21 protein-coding genes and 1 tRNA gene are annotated in these 20271 nt (G+C 42.0%); 18 read left to right on the top strand and 4 right to left on the bottom strand.

All coding sequences use genetic code 11. From position 1 onward, the window contains the following. Window positions 1–161: 161 nt before the first annotated feature. Window positions 162–252, bottom strand: a tRNA-Ser gene (locus G327_RS0111715). A gap of 145 nt (window positions 253–397) precedes the next feature. Continuing rightward, window positions 398–1036 carry a hypothetical protein gene (locus G327_RS0111720; protein WP_019614971.1) on the bottom strand — a complete coding sequence of 213 codons (639 nt, stop codon included), beginning with the start codon at window positions 1034–1036 and terminating at the stop codon, window positions 398–400. A gap of 226 nt (window positions 1037–1262) precedes the next feature. On the opposite strand from G327_RS0111720, the gene leuS reads away from it, so the two are divergent. The 9 genes from leuS (at window position 1263) to G327_RS0111765 (ending at window position 12545) form a co-directional block, all read left to right on the top strand. After that, window positions 1263–3842, top strand: coding sequence for a leucine--tRNA ligase (gene leuS, locus G327_RS0111725; RefSeq protein WP_019614972.1), 2580 nt, complete (start codon window positions 1263–1265; stop codon window positions 3840–3842). A gap of 95 nt (window positions 3843–3937) precedes the next feature. Continuing rightward, on the top strand, window positions 3938–4459 hold the full coding sequence (locus G327_RS0111730) for an LPS-assembly lipoprotein LptE (RefSeq protein ID WP_019614973.1): 522 nt from the start codon (window positions 3938–3940) through the stop codon (window positions 4457–4459). A gap of 6 nt (window positions 4460–4465) precedes the next feature. Then, window positions 4466–5464, top strand: coding sequence for a DNA polymerase III subunit delta (gene holA / locus G327_RS0111735; protein ID WP_019614974.1), 999 nt, complete (start codon window positions 4466–4468; stop codon window positions 5462–5464). Window positions 5465–5479: 15 nt separating this feature from the next. Continuing rightward, window positions 5480–6139, top strand: coding sequence for a nicotinate-nucleotide adenylyltransferase (nadD, locus tag G327_RS0111740; protein ID WP_019614975.1), 660 nt, complete (start codon window positions 5480–5482; stop codon window positions 6137–6139). A gap of 23 nt (window positions 6140–6162) precedes the next feature. Further along, a complete protein-coding gene (gene ggt, locus G327_RS0111745; RefSeq protein ID WP_019614976.1) occupies window positions 6163–7905 on the top strand; it encodes a gamma-glutamyltransferase in 1743 nt (580 codons plus the stop codon). Between the two features lie 306 nt (window positions 7906–8211). Next, window positions 8212–9747 carry an HD domain-containing phosphohydrolase gene (locus G327_RS0111750; RefSeq protein WP_019614977.1) on the top strand — a complete coding sequence of 512 codons (1536 nt, stop codon included), beginning with the start codon at window positions 8212–8214 and terminating at the stop codon, window positions 9745–9747. A gap of 17 nt (window positions 9748–9764) precedes the next feature. Next, window positions 9765–11090, top strand: a complete 1326-nt coding sequence (locus G327_RS0111755; protein WP_019614978.1) for a sensor histidine kinase — start codon at window positions 9765–9767, stop codon at window positions 11088–11090. Window positions 11091–11293: 203 nt separating this feature from the next. Then, window positions 11294–11863: an NnrU family protein gene (locus G327_RS0111760; protein WP_019614979.1), complete on the top strand. Its 570-nt coding sequence runs from the start codon at window positions 11294–11296 to the stop codon at window positions 11861–11863. 280 nt (window positions 11864–12143) lie between these two features. Next, window positions 12144–12545, top strand: coding sequence for a hypothetical protein (locus G327_RS0111765; RefSeq protein WP_026339332.1), 402 nt, complete (start codon window positions 12144–12146; stop codon window positions 12543–12545). A 143-nt stretch (window positions 12546–12688) separates the two neighbouring features. On the opposite strand, the gene G327_RS0111770 is transcribed toward G327_RS0111765, so the two are convergent. Further along, entirely contained in the window at window positions 12689–13570 is an 882-nt protein-coding gene (locus G327_RS0111770; RefSeq protein WP_026339333.1) for a LysR family transcriptional regulator, read from the bottom strand. 111 nt (window positions 13571–13681) lie between these two features. On the opposite strand from G327_RS0111770, the gene G327_RS0111775 reads away from it, so the two are divergent. From G327_RS0111775 to G327_RS27180, 9 genes are all read left to right on the top strand, one after another. Then, a complete protein-coding gene (locus tag G327_RS0111775; protein ID WP_019614982.1) occupies window positions 13682–13984 on the top strand; it encodes a putative quinol monooxygenase in 303 nt (100 codons plus the stop codon). Window positions 13985–13986: 2 nt separating this feature from the next. Continuing rightward, window positions 13987–14991, top strand: a complete 1005-nt coding sequence (locus G327_RS0111780) for a Gfo/Idh/MocA family protein (protein ID WP_019614983.1) — start codon at window positions 13987–13989, stop codon at window positions 14989–14991. 376 nt (window positions 14992–15367) lie between these two features. After that, window positions 15368–15754: a NifB/NifX family molybdenum-iron cluster-binding protein gene (locus G327_RS0111785; RefSeq protein WP_019614984.1), complete on the top strand. Its 387-nt coding sequence runs from the start codon at window positions 15368–15370 to the stop codon at window positions 15752–15754. Between the two features lie 30 nt (window positions 15755–15784). Continuing rightward, on the top strand, window positions 15785–16042 hold the full coding sequence (locus G327_RS0111790; protein ID WP_019614985.1) for a hypothetical protein: 258 nt from the start codon (window positions 15785–15787) through the stop codon (window positions 16040–16042). 103 nt (window positions 16043–16145) lie between these two features. Then, window positions 16146–16622 (top strand): PaaI family thioesterase, encoded by a 477-nt coding sequence (locus G327_RS0111795; RefSeq protein ID WP_019614986.1) that lies wholly within the window; start codon window positions 16146–16148, stop codon window positions 16620–16622. A 9-nt stretch (window positions 16623–16631) separates the two neighbouring features. Further along, window positions 16632–17462, top strand: a complete 831-nt coding sequence (locus tag G327_RS0111800) for an MBL fold metallo-hydrolase (RefSeq protein ID WP_019614987.1) — start codon at window positions 16632–16634, stop codon at window positions 17460–17462. 141 nt (window positions 17463–17603) lie between these two features. After that, the gene (locus G327_RS27170) at window positions 17604–17990 is read left to right on the top strand and encodes an MFS transporter (protein ID WP_342662386.1); all 387 of its coding nucleotides are present in this window, start codon (window positions 17604–17606) and stop codon (window positions 17988–17990) included. Next, complete coding sequence (locus tag G327_RS27175) at window positions 17981–18136, top strand: hypothetical protein (RefSeq protein WP_211217227.1); 156 nt, start codon at window positions 17981–17983, stop codon at window positions 18134–18136. The genes G327_RS27170 and G327_RS27175 overlap by 10 nt, the downstream gene beginning before the upstream one ends. Continuing rightward, complete coding sequence (locus G327_RS27180; protein ID WP_211217228.1) at window positions 18133–18675, top strand: MFS transporter; 543 nt, start codon at window positions 18133–18135, stop codon at window positions 18673–18675. The genes G327_RS27175 and G327_RS27180 overlap by 4 nt, the downstream gene beginning before the upstream one ends. Before the next feature lie 23 nt (window positions 18676–18698). Here G327_RS27180 and G327_RS0111810 read toward each other — a convergent pair whose 3' ends face one another. Next, complete coding sequence (locus G327_RS0111810; RefSeq protein WP_019614989.1) at window positions 18699–20042, bottom strand: sigma-54 interaction domain-containing protein; 1344 nt, start codon at window positions 20040–20042, stop codon at window positions 18699–18701. Window positions 20043–20271 lie beyond the last annotated feature (229 nt).

The following is a 20271-nucleotide window of genomic DNA, read 5'->3' on the forward strand; positions in this document are numbered from 1 at the left end:
TATTCTAAAACTATTTTCTGTATAAACGAAAAAAGGCCTCTCAGATGAGAAGCCTTTTTAAATGTGGCTTAGTTAAAAGCAGGAGAGATTCAAACTCTTATAGGTTTCATAATTTTCTGCTAGAAACAAAAAACCCCACTGCAAGCAGTGGGGTTTGAATGTGGCGGAGGAGGAGAGATTTGAACTCTCGGAGAGCTATTAACCCTCGCTGGTTTTCAAGACCAGTGCATTCAGCCGCTCTGCCACCCCTCCGGAACGAGGCGAATAATACAGAAACTTAGAGCCGCTTGTAAAGCAAAAAGAAGCAAAATAATCTGTTTGCCGAGAAACCAGACAATCTGCGCAATTATCGAGCAGGATAATATAAGTTATGCTTCCTGCTTTTTATCAAGCAGCTTTATCCTTTTAACTGCAGCGCATGTACTTCAGGGTAACGCTGCGCATGACATGCTGACAAGTACTGAGCTAATACACTCGAAGCATCATCACCTACACTCTTAGTCAAAGAATAAGCGATAGACTTATCATCAATACGGCTGATTCTAGAACCTGAAATTGACAACCGCTGGCAATCTGGCAGCTGCAGATAAGTATTATGCAGCTCTTCAGGGAAATTCAGTGCTTCTGCCTGATCAATGAATAACGAAATCCCGGAAGCTGACAAATTATTAATCTGATAATGAAGATCCTCTCCCGCTTCATTCACTAAGCAGAACCCTCTGTCGGCTGATAAACGCCATGAACGTAACCGTTCACCCGTTTCAAAAACTTCCGGGGACTCGAGGCACATGCTGAAGTTCGCAAAACTGTCCATTTTCATCTGCACCGGAAAAACTAAATGGTGATTACCGTAATTCGCAGTCAAATGCAGGTCATCCGCCAGTCCCAGCTGCAGTAACAACCCATTCTGACCTTGCGATGCGCCAAGTTTATATTCAAGCTTCTTATCTTCGCAACCTTCAAGATCCGCAACCAATTCAGACAAATATTTAAAGTCATCGTCCGTCATTAATAAATCTTTATATACCTGAGTCACAGAGCCTCCGAGTAATATTACTTACATTAAACAAACAGCTTAATTTTAGAACAAAACAGACGATAATTGACCTATTTATAAGCTTTTTTGCTAAAAGCTTATAAAAACAGCTCATTTAACTAGGAAATAAGTCGCTTCTTTCGCATAAATATTGTTGCCGACAGATTGCTCCTGTATCCTAGCGGCCTATTTATTATTTCATTTATCATTGCTAGGCAGACTGAATATGCAAGAGTTATATAATCCTAAAGAGATTGAAAACAAGTTCCAGACTAATTGGGATGAAAACCAATCATTTAAAGCCACGGAAGACCCATCTAAAGAAAAATATTACTGCCTGTCAATGTTTCCATACCCAAGTGGTAAACTGCATATGGGTCACGTACGTAATTACACCATCGGTGATGTAGTTTCTCGATACCAGCGCATGCAGGGCAAAAATGTAATGCAGCCTATGGGCTGGGATGCATTTGGCCTTCCGGCTGAAAATGCAGCCATTAAAAACAATACTGCACCGGCAGGCTGGACTTACGAAAATATCGAATACATGAAAACCCAGCTTAAACAGTTAGGTTTTGGTTACGACTGGAGTCGTGAACTAGCAACTTGTCAGCCTGAATATTACCGCTGGGAACAATGGTTCTTCACTAAGCTGCTTGAAAAAGATTTAGTCTACAAAAAAATGGCAACGGTTAACTGGGATCCGGTGGATCAGACGGTACTTGCAAACGAGCAGGTTATTGACGGCCGCGGCTGGCGCTCTGGTGCAGTTGTTGAGCAGAAAGAGATTCCACAGTGGTTTATTAAAATCACCGCTTACGCACAAGAATTATTAGATGATTTAGATCAGCTGGATGAATGGCCTGAACAGGTCCGTACTATGCAGCGTAACTGGATCGGCCGTTCTGAAGGTATCGAAATGGACTTTAAAGTAAGCGGCAGCGACGAAAGTTTCTCTGTTTACACAACTCGTCCGGATACCGTAATGGGTGTTACCTATGTGGCAGTTGCCGCACAGCATCCTTTAGCGCTTGAAGCAGCTAAAAACAACCCGACACTAGCGGCCTTCTGCGAAAAATGTAAAAACGTAAAATTAGCAGAAGCTGAAATTGCAACGATGGATAAAGAAGGTGTTGATACCGGCCTTAAAGCGATTCACCCGATTACAGGTGAAGAAGTGCCGATCTGGACAGCTAACTTTGTACTGATGGGTTACGGCTCTGGTGCAGTTATGTCAGTGCCAGCTCACGATCAGCGCGATTACGAATTTGCGAATGAATACGGCTTAGAAATTAAGGCAGTTATCAAACCAGCAGACAGTGAAGTTGATGTGTCAACTGAGGCCTACACAGAAAAAGGCATCTGCTTTAACTCTGGTGACTTTGACGGTTTAGATTTTACAGCGGCATTTGATGCGGTTGAAGCAAAACTGGTAAGCGAAAACAAAGGTAAACGCCAGGTTAACTTCCGTTTACGTGACTGGGGTGTTTCTCGTCAACGTTACTGGGGCGCGCCAATTCCAACATTAACATTAGAAGACGGCACGGTTGTACCAGTACCTGAAGATAGACTGCCGGTTGTATTACCTGAAGATGTGAAAATGAATGGTATTACTTCACCAATCAAAGCAGATTTAGAGTGGGCAAAAACCACTTATAACGGTCAGCCGGCAACACATGAAACAGATACCTTTGATACCTTTATGGAATCAAGCTGGTACTACGCACGTTACTGTTCACCACAAAGTGACGAGCAGATGTTAGATCCGGCCAAAGCCAACTACTGGCTGCCGGTTGATCAGTATATTGGTGGTATTGAGCACGCAATCCTGCACCTTTTATACTCACGCTTCTTCCATAAGTTATTGCGTGACTTTGGATTAGTAAACTGTGATGAGCCGTACAAAAAACTGTTAACACAGGGCATGGTTTTAGCTGACGCTTATTACTATGAAGATGAGAAAGGCGGTAAAGTATGGGTTTCTCCAAGCGATGCAGTCACTGAAACCGATGCAAAAGGTAAAGTGATCAGCGCTAAAATGGAAAACGGCCAAGAACTTGTTTTTGACGGCATGTGTAAAATGTCTAAATCAAAAAATAACGGTATTGATCCGCAGGAGATGATTGATAAATACGGTGCAGACAGTGTGCGTCTATTTATGATGTTTGCAGCTCCAGCGGAGCAGACCCTTGAGTGGTCTGATTCGGCACTTGAAGGCTCTTTACGTTTCTTAAAACGTTTATGGAAAATTTCGTTTGAGCACGTTGCACTAGGCGCGGTTGCTGACTTAGATGTTAAAGCTCATACTGATGCTCAAAAAACACTACGCCGCGAACTGCATAAAACCATTGCTAAAGTGACCGATGATATCGGCCGCCGTCAGACATTTAATACGGCAATTGCATCGGTCATGGAGTTAATGAATAAATTAACTAAAGCACCGACTAAAGATGAGCAGGATCGTGCTGTTTTACAAGAAGCGCTGCTTGCTGTGGTTAAACTATTGTCTCCTATTACGCCGCATATCTCAGCAGAGTTATTCGAAGCATTAGGACAGTCTGAGGATATCTTAAATGCACCTTGGCCGAGCGTTGATCAAAGTGCGTTAGTTGAAGACTCAAAACTAATTATCGTACAGGTTAATGGCAAATTACGCAGTAAACTGACAGTTGCAGCCGATGCTGTACAGGAAACAGTTGAAGCGCTTGCTCTTGAAGATGAAAATGTGAGTAAATTTACCGATGGTAAAACGATTCGCAAAATTATTTTTGTACCCGGCAAACTGCTTAATATTGTTGCTAACTAAAGTTCAGCAGTAATGAAAGCCGGAATAGCGCTATTAAATTAGAATTATTCCGGCTTTTCGTCATTTTATATAACAAACACTTCAAAAGGCTTATTATGTTCCCTCTATTTAGCAGAGCTTTTTATATTAAAACCGTTTTTCTTTTTTTCTCATTCACTTTTCTCAGCGGCTGCGGTTTTCACTTGAAGCACAATGACGGTCTTGTTGAAAAATATCCAGAAATATATATACAAAGCAGTGCTCCTAACGGCGAATTAACCCGCCTGGTTAAGCTGCGCTTACGCGGCGCCGGCATAGACATTTTAGCGCTTCCTAAAGAAGATGTACCCGTTTTAAGAATACTGGGAGAGCAGCGTACTACCCGTACGATCTCTCTTTACGTTAATGCAACCAATGCAGAGCAGGAATTAGGCTATAACCTTAATTACTCAATTCAAAATCCCGGCCATGAAATTCACCCCTTCTCTGTCAATATTTATCGTGATTTCCTTGATAACCCATCACAAGCGCTGGCTAAATCACGTGAAGCTGAACTATTAACCAAAGAGTTACGATCAATTGCAGCGGATCATATTATCGCCACTATGCTTAGTTTAGAAAATGAAAAGAGTGAATAGGCAATAATGCGCATTTATCCCGAGCAGCTGCTGCAGCATATCAAGGAGCAGATACCAGGCTGCTGCCTTATTTTTGGCGATGAAGCTCTACTCTGCTTAGAAGCATCAGACCAGATTCTGCACACCGCAAAATCACAGGGTTACCTGGAAAAATTCAGCTTCAGCCTTGATGGTAATTTTGAAAAAGATCAGATCTATAACGAATTTAACAGTCTGTCTCTATTCTCCGAAAAAAAAATTATCGAACTGAGTTTCACTAAAAGTAATAAAGATAATACCGCCTTTATTCGTGAAATCAGTCAGTTACTTCATGCGGATATTTTACTGATATTACAAGGTCCAAAACTCAATAATCAGCAGATGAACAGTGTGTGGTTTAAAACACTGGAGCAGCAGGGTATCTTTGTTGCGGCTAACCAGCCCCCGGCACATCGTTTTCCACAGTGGATTTTTCAGCGCCTGAAATCGCTGCATTTACGTGCAGACAAAGACGTTGTTGATTACCTCTGTGTACATTTTGAAGGAAATTTACTAGCCGCTAAGCAGGAATTTGAAAAGCTGGCTCTGTTATACCCCAAGCAGCACTTAACGCTGCAGCAGGTAGAACAGAGCATTACCACCCACAATCATTTTAGTCTTTTTCAATGGGTAGACAGCCTGCTTGACGGTGATAAAGCGCGGGCTTCACGAATTCTAAATCAGCTTAAAGCCGAAGGTACGGAGTTACTGCTGCTCACGGCAACACTAAGCAGTGAAATACAAAAGCTGCTTAAGCTTTCTTACCAAAGCTGTCGAACTCCCTTACCTAAGCTGCTCAGTCAACAGCAGCCGAAGCTATGGCCGGCCAAACAGAAGTTAATCAGCGATGCCCTGCAGCGTTTAAAGACGCAGCAGCTAGAAACCTTAACCATTCAATGCGCAGAAATAGAAGTTGCAGTTAAAGTAGAAAATAATACAGACAACTGGCTAAAGCTTGATGCAGTTTCAAGTGCATTTTTTAATTAAAGGCATATTAAAAATATGACTCATAATATTCAGCAGCAGGCGATCGGTTTTTTAGGCGGCACATTTGATCCGGTACATTTCGGGCACCTGCGCCCTGCCCTGGAGATTTGTGAAGCCCTATCCCTTAAACAGCTTGTTTTAATGCCCAATCATATTGCACCGCACAAATCGGCAAGCCACTGCAGTGCACAGCAGCGCTGTAAGATGGTTGAACTAGCGATACAGCATCAACCTAAAATCGGCATTGACAGGCGCGAATTAAACCGCGCTAAACCAAGTTATACCATTGATACTCTGCAGGAATTAAAAAAACAGCACGCGCATACACCAATCTGTTTTATTATGGGTATGGACTCCTTAATCAGCTTTAACAGCTGGCACCAGTGGCAGGAAATTCTTAACTACTGTCATTTAATTATCAGCCAGCGCCCGGGCTGGCAGTGTGAGTTTAATGAACAGGTACAGGCACTGCTGGATCAGCATAAAAGTACTAATCCGCATGATCTGCATAACCTGCAGGCTGGTAAAATATATTTTCAAACCACCAGCCAGTTAGATATTTCTTCAAGTGAAATACGGCAGTTATTAAATAATGATATCAGTATCGATTATTTAGTTCCGGAAGCAGTAAGCAGCTATATTAAGCAGCATCAATTATATAAGAGCACTACCTAACGTTAAAATATTAAGGAGTACTTATGCTTTTTTTGAAAAAATGCTTCACTCTGTTTAACCTGATATTAATTTCTGTTTCGAGCAGTTATGCACTCGCCCCCTCTACAGCCGCACCTGCAGCGATTTACAGTCAGACGGCCATTCACCATCCGGTCTGGGCCAAACACGGCATGGTATCCACTCAAGAGGCTTTAGCTACAAAAATCGGCGTCGACATTCTTAAACAAGGCGGTAATGCCGTGGATGCAGCAGTGGCTGTGGGTTATGCACTTGCTGTAACATTACCGCGAGCAGGTAACCTTGGCGGCGGCGGCTTTATGCTGCTTTATCTCGCAGAGCAGAAACGCGCAGTGGCAATCGATTACCGTGAAAAAGCACCCGCTAAAGCATTTCGCGACATGTATTTAGATAAAGACGGTAAGGTCAATAAACAGCTGTCACGCCATCACGGCCTTGCGGTAGGCACTCCAGGCACAGTAATGGGGTTAGAGTCAGCCCGGAAAAAATACGGCACTTTGAGCCGCAAGGAGCTGATGGCACCGGCTATTAGACTGGCAAAAGAGGGTTTTGTTGTTTCCTCTGACTTAGAAAACTCACTAACAGCAATGAAGCAGCGCCTAAGTGTATGGCCGGATACTAAAAAGATATTTTACAAAACAGACGGTTCGACTTATAAAACCGGTGAACGTCTTATTCAAAGTGATTTAGCCGCCAGTTTACAGCGAATCTCGGATAAGGGCACAGACGGCTTTTACCACGGTTATACCGCCGAAAAAATTGAAAAATCAGTAACTGAAGCAGGCGGCATAATTTCTCAGGCTGATCTTAAAAGCTATCAGGCCGTAGAACGACAGCCAGTTACCGGAACCTATCGAGGTTACCAGGTTCTCTCCATGCCGCCGCCGTCATCGGGAGGCGTACATATTGTACAGATGCTCAATATGCTGGAAAACTACCCGCTGGCAGAAATGGGTCACAACAGCGCCGATTCAATACATATAATGGCTGAAGCCATGCGTCGTGCGTATGCAGACCGCAGCTTGTATCTGGGCGATAGTGATTTTGTTAATGTGCCGGTTAAAGCCTTAACAAATAAAAGTTATGCACAGGATCTGAGTAAAACAATAAACCTCAGCAGAGCTTCGCTGAGCAGTGATATAGCCCCGGGTAAAATACAGCCCTATGAAAGTAACGAAACAACCCACTTCAGTATTATTGATAAGTGGGGAAACTCGGTATCCAATACCTACACGCTTAACTTCAGTTACGGATCAGGCATGGTTGCACAAGGGACTGGTATCTTACTGAATAATGAAATGGATGACTTTTCAGCTAAACCCGGCAGTGCGAACGGCTATGGTTTGATCGGTGGTGAAGCCAATGCAGTTGAAGGCAATAAGCGCCCTCTCAGCTCAATGACTCCGACCATTTTACTGAAAGATAATCAGCCCTATTTAATAACCGGCACACCGGGCGGATCAAGAATCATCAGCACTACACTGCAGATAATATTAAATGTGGTGGATTATCAGATGAATATTGCAGAAGCGTCAGCGGCAGTACGCATTCATCACCAATGGCTGCCGGACTATATCCGTATTGAAAAAGGCTTAAGTACAGACACCATTGAACTGCTCGAGAAAAAAGACCATAAAGTAAAAGTCCAGGCAGCCATGGGCAGTACACAGACCATAATGAAAAGTGAAAACGGTGTTTACGGAGCCTCAGATCCGAGAAAACCAGGCGCATTAAGTCTAGGATATTAAACGTCAAGCAGTACGGTTCATCTTTTGCAAAAGCTTACTTCTCCTGCTCTTCTGCTGATAATCAGCAGAAGAGCAGGAGATTTCTAAAAGTTATATGTGAGATTAACAGTGACCGTTCACCATTAATTTCAGCTTCGCTAGGACTTATCTTAACAGTCGTTATTTTGTAAGGTGCTGAACCACTCACAACTGCCTACAAAGATCACAGTAATAGAATGTTAATTTCTTATTAATAACACCTAAATTGAAAAGCAATATTTTTCTGCCATATTTAAGGGTATCGAGTAAAAATGGTGCTATGAGTCTATGTCAGAATTTTTATTTCAATCTGAAGAAGATCAAATAGATCTTCCACAGGAAATGCCGAAAAATAGAAAAACCTGGAACATTCTGATTGTGGATGACGAACCCGCGATTCATGATGTTACACGTCTGGTGCTCCTTAATACTGTGGTTCTTGATAGAGAAATCAAACTGCATTCAGCCTTTTCTGCGGCAGAAGCAAAAGTAATGCTGCAGTCAGAAATTGAGTTTTCCATGGCATTTATTGATGTGGTCATGGAAAACGATCATGCCGGCCTGCAGCTGATTGACTGGATCCGTAACGTTCTAAAAAATCAAAGTATCCGCTTAGTTTTAAGAACCGGGCAGGCAGGAATCGCGCCGGAGTACGAAGTGATCCGAAATTACGATATTCATGATTACCGGACAAAAACAGAGCTAACAAAAAGTAAGATGACCACCACAGTTTATTCAGCTGTACGCAGTTATCGCGATATCAGTACTATAACCAGCAGCCTGCAGGCTTTTAAAAAACTAATCGCCTCTTCCACCAATATTTTAAAAATTGATGAAATATCAGAATTTGCATCGGCCGCATTAACCAATCTACTGTCTTTGATGAGCTTAGACAGCTCGTCTGTTTATATTGTCCGTCATGAAACCGATCTGTTTGATCATGTCGATGAAACCTATTTAGCCTGCAGTGGTAAATTTGGTACTCAGCCGGATAATATTCAAGAAATAACCAATGATATTAAAGAAAAAATCAATGCTACCTTTATCAACAAAACCACAGAAATAACAGATCAGTACTTTATCAGTTATTACAAAACATCCCTCGATGCCAGCGCCGTTTTATATATAGAATTTGAATCCCCTCCTGCCTATTTTCATACCGATATTGCCGAGCTTTTTTCCACAAATGTTGCTCTGGTATTGGAAAGTCTGGTCAGACACCAACAGGCAGAAACTAATCAACGCGAGCTGATGTATATAGTCGGCGATGCAATTGAAGCCCGCAGTAAAGAAACCGGCTCACATGTCAGGCGCACCGCGCTTATGTGCCGTTTATTTGCACAAAAACTGGGGTTATCCAGTGCATTTATCACTACCATTAAAGGCGCAGCACCTTTACATGATATTGGAAAAATTGCAATTCCGGATAATATTCTTCACAAACCCGGCAAGCTGGATCCCGCAGAGTGGGAGGTCATGAAGCAGCATGCTGCTAACGGCGGCGCAATGCTGGAGCATTCCAACCTGCCTATTGCCAAATTAGGCAAAACTTTAGCACGCCATCATCATGAAAACTGGGATGGAAGCGGCTACCCGGACGGCCTGGCCGCTGAGGATATTCCCTTAGAAGCAAGGATTATGGCGATTGTTGATGTTATTGACGCCCTGGGCTCTATACGAAGCTACAAAGAAGCCTGGCCGGAAGAAAAAATACTCGCTTTTATTAAAGAGCAGAGCGGTATTAAATTTCAGCCTCAACTGGTTGATATTGCAGTGCGGCATTTTGACGAAATAATGGAAATCCGCCGTACTTACCCAGACTAATATTACAGGAGCGAAAAATGGAACAAACTGTCTGCGATATCATTGAGAGCATGTCCAATAGATCTGCAGAAGACTTTCTGGAGCAGATTAGTTTACAAATAGCCAAAGCGGTAGATGCCGATTATCTGTTTGCTGCAAAAATAAATAAGAGTAAAAACACAGCGCAAACATTAGCATTTGCGGCTGACGGGCAGTTAACAGACAATGTTGAATATTCACTCGCAGATACTCCGTGCGCAAAGGTAATAGAGAACTCCGTATGCTGTTATCCCGAGCAGGTCGCTAAAACATTCCCTGATGATAAATTATTAACAGACAGAAACATAAACGCGTATTTAGCAGTACCTTTATTGAATTCACAAAAAGAAAGCATCGGGCTTCTAGTCGCTTTATACTCAAAAAGTATCACTAACCGCCAGCAAAGCACCTCAATACTGCAGCTTTTCTCCGGACGTATCGCAGCAGAAATGCATCATATTGAATGCCGGGATAAACTACAGTCAGCCAATACTCAACTAGAGCAGGAAGCAGTAAAGCGCCGTGCTTCTCTTAAAAATACATTATCAATATTAGAATATGCCAAAACAAAGTTAGTTGAGTCTGAAAAACTGGCGGCCTTAGGGGATCTGGTCGCCGGGATAGCCCATGAAGTTAATACCCCTTTAGGTATTGCTGTTACCACACATTCAATCATGGAAAGTGAATATAAGCAGCTTAATAAAAAAATACAGGGCAATACCTTAAAAATGTCAGATATGCAGTCATATTTGTCAACAGTCGCATCCTCGTTAGAGCTGCAGGTACATAATTTAGAACGGGCAAAAGAAATATTAGGTAATTTTAAATTAACAGCGGCAGAACAGCATATTTTAGAATTAGAAAACATAAATATCCGCGATTATTACCAGCGGATAATAGACACCCTGCGCTCTTCACTCAAGAAAAAAAGTGCATCAATCACTTTAAACGCCTCCGCACAGCTGCATTCAATGACTTATCCGGGGGTGCACGCGCAGATTCTAATCAATTTAATCAACAACAGTTTGTTACATGGATTTAATAATAACGACAATAACCAGATATCTATCGATATTAAGGATAAAGGCGGCAATATCTTTGTCGTCGATTACCACGACAACGGCATCGGTATTGATCCGAAAGCATCAGACAAAATATTTGAACCTTTTTATACAACAGCAAAAGAGCAGGGAGGAAGCGGACTCGGCATGTCAATTATTCATTCCCTGGTAACCGAAAGGCTGCAGGGCAGTGTAGAGCTTATCAACAGCGACTTAGGTATTCATCTGCGTTTTCATTTTAACAGTCAGCAGGGAGATAACTGAGTCTATTGAAAAGATCACTTAAGCCGATAAACAGCCTCCAAATAGGCTGTTTTTTTATGCTGGTACCTTATGGGCCGCAAGCCCTCGGTCTCCCCGGAAGGAACCAGCCATGCTGGATATATCTCCCTTGAGATTAAGATTGATTTTAATTGAGAAGCTTGGTTTATTAATATTAATTCATTCTTCAAAGGTGGAGTTTATCTATGCTTAATTTACTGTCAGGTTTGTTTTTATTTTTAGGAATTCATTCCATATCAATCATCGCTCAACCTATACGAGATCGATTGGCGGCTAAAAATCAACTTGTCTGGAAAGCATTCTATAGCTCAATTGCACTTGTCGGACTTTTTCTGATAGTAAAAGGTTATTCACAAGCGAAGTTAAACCCGACACTGATCTACACCGCACCTTACTGGTTACGTCATGTCAGTGCATTACTTATGCTGCCGGTTTTTATCCTGCTTTTAGCTCCATACTTTCCAAGTAAAATAAATTCGATTACAAAGCATCCACAGCTATTTGCCGTTATGCTCTGGGCAGTGAGCCACCTGCTTGTAAACGGCAGCCTTGCTGACTTATTACTGTTTTCTTCATTTTTTGTCTGGGCTGCTGCTGATCTGATTTCCATGAAAAACAGAGCTTATCGTCCACTACCGGGATTTAAAAAATCAGCCGTTAATGATGTTATTTTAGTGTTTGCCGGTTTACTGATATATGGTCTATTTGCTGTTTACCTGCATAAAATGCTAATAGGGATTTCGCTGGTTAGTTAAATTCAATATGCATGTCAAAAATTATTACCATACCGCTACCGCTAAACCAACCTGTACATTAGGATAGGTGATATCATAAGTTATAGAGCCCCCAACGGAAGGGACTCAAGCAAAGATACAAATAAATCAAAAACCAATATTGTAAAACAGGAACAAATTAATGCCGGAACGCTTTGAATGCTCTAGAGCGCACTGTGGATGGACAGGAACCCATCAAGAGCGCAAAAACAATGAAACAGGCAGCTGGCACGCTAGTCTCTGTCCTCACTGTTATGGAGGAATGTTTCGAACTATTGAGGCGCCGCAGGAAAATGAACGGATCAATCACGTAAATGAACTCATTAAGGCCATCTCAGAACACGGCGAGAAACAATTTTGCTCTCGTGGTGTTACTGCTCATATGGAGATCGATAAAAACGGCATAGTCTGGTTTATAGACGACTACTCCAGAAGGCGCATTTATACGCATTACCATGGAAGCTGGCGCGGCTTTTCCCATGGCGGTACTTTGCGGGAGCTTGTCTGCGCCATGCGCGACTACGTAAAAAAGGGTCACAAAATCCCTCTCAGCTGGATTGCACCTGTCAGCGTGGATGATGATGATAATAAATTAGGCTACAGCCAGGAACCAGCACAGGCACTTCGAAAAATTATTATCAAATTACCTGTCATTAGCGAATAAACAATGCACTGCAGTCAGGAGATACAGACGCTAGTGGTACAACAAATTTGCAGACCTCTGTAATAATCCCCTAAATCGCCTTTACGGCTTGGGCGGGTAAAACACTAGCGCCCCAATATAATATGCACTGCCCACTGGCTGACCTATAAATTTTTCATCGCCGCTAAAATGAATTCAATCATGGTCCGTGTTTTCAGCGGTAGTGCTTTACTCTTATATAAAACATGAACTGGCATTGGGGGCGGTACATGATCACTCAATATCTCGATTAAATCACCCTGCGCTAATTCACCGTCTAAAAGCAGCCGCGGCTGCAGTAATACTCCAGTACCTTTGAGGGCGGCTACTTTTAAAGCCTGACCGCTGTTTGAGGTCAGGCGCGTATGCTGTTTATCAAATGCCTGGGTATCAATTCGCAGCGCAAGATTCGCTTGAATATGATCATAACTAAAACCTAAACACTGATGCGTAACCAGATCACTCAAAGACTGCGGCTGCTGGTAATTGGCCAGATATTCAGGTGAAGCACAAAAGACCATTTCATACAGCGCAATTTGCCGCGCAATAAGCGATGAACTGGCGAGGTCACCAATACGGATCACCACATCAACCTGCTCATGTAACGGGTCAATCAGGCTGTTTTCAAGTATCAACTCTATGTTGATATCTGGATAATGCTGCAAAAAATCCGCAATTATCGGTGCAAGCACAATATTTCCGAACGTCACCGGCGAATTGATACGTACCGTTCCTTTCGGTTTGTTTTCTAATCTCTGAAGGCTGTTTTCCGCTTCAGCAATATCATCCAAAATTCGCTTACATTCCAGATAATAAATTTGTCCCGCTTCTGTGAGCGACTGTCTGCGGGTGGTGCGATTCAACAGCTTTGTTCCCAGATGCTGTTCCAGAAACTTAATATGTTTACCTATCATAGTTGCTGTCACCGCAAAATTAACCGCCGCGCTAGAGAAACTTCCATGCTGCGCCACATAGACAAACACCTGCATGCTCTTCAATCGATCCACATTAACAACCCATAGTTATAAAACAACAAACTAAATGGTCGTTTATCAACTATAAATAGTCAATTAAAATTACCTATTCGATTATTTCTCACCATTAATTAGGAACACATTATGTTTAAACAAGGTTTGTTCATTACCGCTGAGCTTCGCATTAAACCGGAAAGCTGCCTCGATACGGCAATTGCCGCAATTCATTGTTTTTGTGATGCGATGAATAGTGAGGAAGGATGCTCGATGGCCGTACCTTTACAGGATAAACACGATCCGCGTCGATATATTTTTTGGGAACGCTATGAAAGTCAGGAAGCTTTTGAGCAGCACTTTCATGCACAACACACTCAAGACTTTATTCAATCTGGACTTACTGAACTTATTCAATCCTTTGAAAGCAAACTGTTAACCGTGGAGAAATAACAATGAAAAAAACACTAAACTGGGGGATCCTTGGTACCAGCTTTATTTCCGGAGAGATGGCCGATGCCATTGTTGAAGAAGGTAATACACGCCTGCATTCTGTGGCCGGGCGATCTTCTGCACCACTGAACGAATTTGCAGAAAAGTATGGTATCGAAAACAGATATCATGACTATGATGCCCTTATTAACGACGACAACGTTGATATTATATATATCGCCCTGCCCAACCACCTGCATCATGAATTCGTAATAAAAGCAGCCGATGCCGGTAAGGCAGTGCTTTGCGAAAAATCCTTATCGATCGATATGGAGAAAACGGATGCGGCACTGACTGCTGTGGCAAAAAATAACATATTCTTTGTTGAAGGGCTGATGTATCTTACTCACCCATTCACGAATGCCGTCGCGAAAAAGATTAAGGATGGTGCAATTGGTGAAATCAGATCCATCAATGCGCAGTACTGCGCGTCCATCGAGCAGTTCGTTAACCCGGACAGTAAAGGTGCCCTCTATAATCTAGGCTGCTACCCGGTATCACTAATGCATTTACTCATGCAGCAGCAGTTTACTGATGCTGCCTGCAGTAACTATCATATTTCTGCATCCGGCCGATGTGGTGGAGACAGCAATATCTGCGAATCTGCCGCGACTATCCAATATGAAAACGGTATTATCTGCCAGCTGCATACAGCTGAAGATTATGGTCTGCATGCCGGGTTTACTGTGCTTGGCAGTACAGGCAGTTTAGAAATCATCTCTAACCCGTGGCTGCCGGGGGCAGAAGGGAATCAGTTTGTAATAAGCAGATACGAACAGCAAGGTGAAACAGTGACGGTGACTGCTGACGGTAACGGCTTCTTATATCAAGTGAGATTAATTCGTGAAGCGTTAGAAAAAGAACAGAAATGCCTTCAACGCCCGGCTGCATCACCGCAAGACTCCCGTCAGATAATGAAAATACTGACTGACTGGGAATCAGCGGCCCGGACAGCCTTAGAAAGTTGAAAATAACCAATCGCTTTCAAGCCATACGTGAATCACTTATAGCGGTTCAACATTTTTTAATAACTACAGCATACCTAGCCGACTAGGTTTGCTTTCACTTGTTAGTATTTGTGATAACTTCGTCGTTGGAACTTTATCCTGTCGGCGAAACAACCAGCAAAGCATGCACTACTCAACTCAGCCCAATAAATAACAGTTGCAGTTTCGCACCTGCTCAGCCTCACATCTGCAACCCCTCTATTGCTGCCATCGTATAACAAAAAATAAATACACACTTGATTTCAACAACTTACAGAAATATATTTATTGGCATGATAGTTGATATATACCCGTTATCATTCAGTTCTAGAAACCATCAGCGCAAGTAAGGGTATTTATGAAAGTCGCATTGCTTACAACACAGTCTCGAATATCACCCGTTTTTGAAACTGCCTTAGCCTGGTTGATTATTGAAGCCGATCCTAACGAGTGCACCATAGGTAGTCGACAGAAATTCAATACGCAGAATGAAGTGGAAATGGCTAACGAGCTTTTAGTCGAAAATATTGATCTGCTTATTTGCGGTGCAATTCCCTATTATCTTGAAAAAATATTAATCACCCAAGGCTGTGAAGTGTTTTCATTTACAGCTGGTGACGTTGATCAAGTCATCGAGGCATTGCACCTTAATCAATTAGACCAGCCTAAATTCAGAATGCCTGGATGTCAAAAGCGTAAACAAAAAGAGAAAAAACCTTTCTGCCGACGCACTGTTAACCAATAAATTTACATTCAACAATAAAGGAAAATTAATATGCAGGAACTAAACATAAACAAGAAAAATTGTCAGCGCTTTTCAATTCAAGCAGATCAAGCTGGAAATTGTAAACAGAAACCAAAGCGTATTCGCTACTGCGGCCGTGTCAGCCGCAAACAGGAAATGGACATTGAGTGTGCAGAAAAAGCACAAGGTCATGGTCAGCGGATGGCAGGCGGTCAAGGAAAACGTATGGCAAACCGCCAGGGTAAGCGTATGGCGGCTGGTCAATGTCAACGAAGATCAATGGCATAAGTAATTAAATAAACCTGTTTTATGTTCAAAGTAAAACAGGTTACTGAATAAGCTTAAGCTAGCAGGCACGCAACAGCACAATAAGAGCACAATAAGAGCACAAATGAATAATCCACAAAAAGAGTTATTACAAAGTGAGATTGATAAACTCGATTTTATTGATTCAACATTGTTATTAGAAGCAGTAGAAAAACAGCAGAGCCACCAGCATTGTATGTTATGCGGCACACAATCAACCTTCGGCTTAAAGCTTGATTTTTACAATGATCAGCAAGGTATTGTCTGGGCAAAAGCAAAAGGCAGTATTCATCAGCAGGGTTACCAGGGAATTCTACATGGAGGTTTTATTGCCGCACTGCTGGATGCCGGCATGTGTAATGCGATTTTTAATCAAGGCGCAGAAGCCGTAACAGGTGATATGAATATTCGCTACCTTGCTGAGATCCCGCTGACAGCAGATATTCTTATTCGCGGAAAGATAAACAAAAATTACTTAACACTCTATAAAGTTGAAGCGGAGATCTATGTTGATCAGCAGCTTATGGCCAAAAGTAATGCGCGTTTTATGAAGCGCCAATAAGGAAATAAGATGACAACGACAATAACAGTGTTAGTTGATAACCAGGCAGAAACCGGGTTAATGCACGAACATGGGCTGTCCATTTTAATTGAGCATCAGGGCAAACGGATCTTATTTGATAACGGACAAAATGATGCGCTGTTTTATAATGCGAATGCATTAGGTATCCCGCTTAATAACCTGGACTTAATCATTTTAAGTCACGGCCATTATGATCACGGCGGAAATTTAAGCACACTTTTAGCTGCAAATCCCAACGCATTCTTTTACGCTCACCCAGACTGTTTACAAACAAGGTATTCACTGCATCCAGATAAACCACCCCGCACTATTTCTCTAGTAAAAAGTGCAGTGAAAGCGATTGAAGTATTCCCGGACAGTCAAAAAAAATTAATCACAAAAGCGAGTGAAATAAGTGCAGGAATCTGGCTGACAGGTCAGATACCGCGTCTCTGTCATATTGAAAACAGCGGCGGTCTTTTTTTCCTTGATAAAGAAAAAAAGCACAGCGATCCGCTTAATGATGATATTAGCCTTTGGATTGAAACAGAAAACGGATTAACCGTTATTTGCGGCTGCTGCCATTCCGGCATTATGAATACACTTGCCCATATTAAAAAACAAACAGAACAAACTGCAGTACACAACCTGCTGGGTGGACTGCACCTGGTTAATGCAGATCCGCGGCGCCTAAGTGCCACCATCGATTATTTAAACAAGCAGAATATCAGAAACATTTATCCTGCTCACTGCACGGGCGACAGCGCAATATCGTTACTCAAAAAACACGTTATAAATAACATACATACTGCACAAGCAGGGTTAAAAATCACACTATAACAGTACAAATAAATCAGATGTTTCCAGCAAACAGCCTGCAGTCCAAAAATAAAAGCCGCCAAGAATAATACTAGATAACGGAATAGCATGAAGAACAAAAAATTTAAAAAATAAGAGGTATTGACTATCTCGTCTGCGCATATGCTGCATGACATATATTCATCATTTTTAGCCCCGCTACTGCCTCTTTTAATAGAAAAACTCGGCATGTCTTTATCAATAAGTGCCTTATTAGAAATTATTAGAAGAATACCGACACTTTTTAACCCGTATTTTGCTCTGCTCGCAGAAAAAAACGGCGTAAAGTATTTTGTTATTTTAACTCCGGCAGTCACTGTTGTATGCATGAGTTTGATTGGACTCGCACCGTCATACAGCGTCCTTTTTATATTATTATTTGTATCGGGAATAAACTCAGCGCTTTTCCATATTCCCTCCCCTGTGATGATAAAAGAAGCTTCGGGAAACAAAATCGGAACAGGTATGAGCTGTTTTATGGTCGGCGGAGAGTCGGACCATTGCTGGTAACCGCAGTCTGGGGCTTAGAAGGCATTTATAAACTGATGTCTTTGGGGCTTATCGCGTCTTTTATCTTATACCTGAAACTTAAAGACTTTAATCTGGACCGGGCGCCTAAAAAAGCAAAAGAAAAGGTGACACTAGAAAACTTCTGAAAAAATATACTCCATTTTTTACTGTTTTAGGCTTTTATCTATTCTTCCAGTCAGGAATGAAGAGTCCGTTAACACTCTACCTGCAGCTTTATTTAACCAGTCAGGGCGAGAGCCTCTGGTATGCGGGTATATCTTTATCTACCCTGCAGTTTTCCGGCGTCCTGGGGGCATTTTTTTCAGGATATTTATCAGATAGGATCGGCAGGAAAAATATGCTGATTATCTCCAGCACAGGATCAGTAATAGGCATGGGGCTTTTTATATACTTTGGTAATATTTATATTCTCGCTCTTTTAGGGCTGTTCCTTTTTGCTTCAGGAGCGGTACTTATGGCAAGTGTGCAGGATACACATACCAATATGCCGACATTTATGAACAGTATGTATATGTCGATAAGTTTCTCTATCAGCTCAATAGTTGTCTTCAGCATCGGCCTGTTAGGCGGCAGTTTCGGCCTGCAGAACACTTATCTTATATGTAATGTTTTCGCACTCGGCAGTACTCCCGCAGCCTGCTTATTAACAAAGTTTATAAAATAATAGAATGCAGGAATAAACATAATTCAAAACGCTATTTTGTACTTCTTCATTTTACGAAACAGCGTTGTTTTATGCACACCTAATGCTTTGGCCGCCGCTATTTTACTGTGATTATTTTTTAACGCCTCAACAATCACCTGCTTCTCAATCTCCTCTCGACTGCTTCCTAAACTCTCTGTAACCGCACTTTTTCGCTTTTCAGGCTGAAGATTTTCTGTAACGGCAAAAGAAAAACAATCTAATTGAATATAACTGTTTTTAGACAATACACAGGCACGTTCAATGCTGTTTTCTAATTCGCGAATATTGCCAGGCCAGGTGTAAGACTGAAGATGCTGTAATGCTTCCGGGCAGATCCCCTTTATCGATTTTTTATGCACCTTATTAAAGCGTTCAATAAATAGATCCACTAAAAAAGGAATATCTTCAAAGCGCTGCGCTAGTCTAGGCAGGGTTATTTTTATTACATTCAGACGGTAATAAAGGTCTTCTCGAAACTTGCCCTGTGAAACCAGATCTAATAAATTTTTATTGGTTGCAGTAATGATTCTGGCTTCAGTTTTCTGTGGTTTACTGCCGCCGACCGGCTCAAATTCACGCTCCTGCAGCACCCGCAATAAACGCACCTGCAGTGCAGGTGATATATCACCAATCTCATCCAGAAACAGAGTGCCGTCAGCCGCCCTTTCAAAATACCCTTGTTTATTATCAAAAGCTCCTGTAAACGCCCCTTTAACATGGCCGAACAAAGTCGACTCTAATAAGTTTTCAGGCAAGGCTGCACAGTTAACGGCGATAAATGGTTTTCTATTCCGCTCACTTAACTGATGCAGCGCTTTTGCTGTCACCTCTTTACCTGTTCCAGTTTCACCCGTAATCAACACAGTTGCAGATGTTTCTGCAACTGCCTCTACGGTTGCAGTAACGGCTTTCATCGACTGGCTATGAGTGATTAAAGAGCCTGATTCGGCCTGTTTAGAAAGCTGTTTTTTTAATACTTCAATCTCCGATATATCTCGAAAGGTTTCAGCGCCGCCCATTATGTTCCCCATGGGATCTTTAAGCACCGCAGTTGAAAGGGTGACAGAAACTTTTTTACCTTTGCTGTTAATAAAATAACAGCGCTTATCAATAACAGCTTTACCCGTCTGCAGAGTTTCTCGTAATGCGCACTGCTCACCGCATAAACTTGAACGAAATACCTCTGAACAGTAACTACCTAATGCATCGCTGCGCTTAATGCCGGTAATGTGTTCAGCAGCACGATTGAATGAACTGATTTTCCAGTCATGATCAACACTAAAGACACCATCTGAGATACTCTCTAAAATAGTGCTGTTATCAAATAGTTGTTTGCTTTTACTCATTACAGACTCATCATTGCAGGCAATAAAAAGAGGGCATTAGACACTCTTTATTTTACTACTATCCTACTCTTATTAGCTTATTTATACATTGAAGATTGCGGGTACGGGCGGCAGAATAAACAGCAGAAACGAATAAATTTCTATTCCGATAGGAATCGATAAGATGAAAATCAATAAAAAAGGCCTTCAAGCTATTAAAAAATAACTTAAAGGCCTTTTAAAAAGAACG

The organism is Psychromonas ossibalaenae ATCC BAA-1528, assembly GCF_000381745.1.
Lineage (GTDB): Bacteria > Pseudomonadota > Gammaproteobacteria > Enterobacterales > Psychromonadaceae > Psychromonas > Psychromonas ossibalaenae.

Excerpts from the sequence above, each read along its gene's own strand:
- G327_RS0111785 (WP_019614984.1), top strand. The coding sequence starts at position 15,368 with ATGAAAGTCGCATTGCTTACAACACAGTCTCGAATATCACCCGTTTTT.
- ggt (WP_019614976.1), top strand. The coding sequence starts at position 6,163 with ATGCTTTTTTTGAAAAAATGCTTCACTCTGTTTAACCTGATATTAATT.
- holA (WP_019614974.1), top strand. The coding sequence starts at position 4,466 with ATGCGCATTTATCCCGAGCAGCTGCTGCAGCATATCAAGGAGCAGATA.
- G327_RS0111790 (WP_019614985.1), top strand. The coding sequence starts at position 15,785 with ATGCAGGAACTAAACATAAACAAGAAAAATTGTCAGCGCTTTTCAATT.
- G327_RS0111775 (WP_019614982.1), top strand. The coding sequence starts at position 13,682 with ATGTTTAAACAAGGTTTGTTCATTACCGCTGAGCTTCGCATTAAACCG.
- leuS (WP_019614972.1), top strand. The coding sequence starts at position 1,263 with ATGCAAGAGTTATATAATCCTAAAGAGATTGAAAACAAGTTCCAGACT.
- nadD (WP_019614975.1), top strand. The coding sequence starts at position 5,480 with ATGACTCATAATATTCAGCAGCAGGCGATCGGTTTTTTAGGCGGCACA.
- G327_RS0111800 (WP_019614987.1), top strand. The coding sequence starts at position 16,632 with ATGACAACGACAATAACAGTGTTAGTTGATAACCAGGCAGAAACCGGG.
- G327_RS27170 (WP_342662386.1), top strand. The coding sequence starts at position 17,604 with ATGCTGCATGACATATATTCATCATTTTTAGCCCCGCTACTGCCTCTT.
- G327_RS0111750 (WP_019614977.1), top strand. The coding sequence starts at position 8,212 with ATGTCAGAATTTTTATTTCAATCTGAAGAAGATCAAATAGATCTTCCA.
- G327_RS0111810 (WP_019614989.1), bottom strand. The coding sequence starts at position 20,042 with ATGAGTAAAAGCAAACAACTATTTGATAACAGCACTATTTTAGAGAGT.
- G327_RS0111760 (WP_019614979.1), top strand. The coding sequence starts at position 11,294 with ATGCTTAATTTACTGTCAGGTTTGTTTTTATTTTTAGGAATTCATTCC.
- G327_RS0111755 (WP_019614978.1), top strand. The coding sequence starts at position 9,765 with ATGGAACAAACTGTCTGCGATATCATTGAGAGCATGTCCAATAGATCT.
- G327_RS0111780 (WP_019614983.1), top strand. The coding sequence starts at position 13,987 with ATGAAAAAAACACTAAACTGGGGGATCCTTGGTACCAGCTTTATTTCC.
- G327_RS0111795 (WP_019614986.1), top strand. The coding sequence starts at position 16,146 with ATGAATAATCCACAAAAAGAGTTATTACAAAGTGAGATTGATAAACTC.
- G327_RS0111765 (WP_026339332.1), top strand. The coding sequence starts at position 12,144 with ATGTTTCGAACTATTGAGGCGCCGCAGGAAAATGAACGGATCAATCAC.
- G327_RS0111730 (WP_019614973.1), top strand. The coding sequence starts at position 3,938 with ATGTTCCCTCTATTTAGCAGAGCTTTTTATATTAAAACCGTTTTTCTT.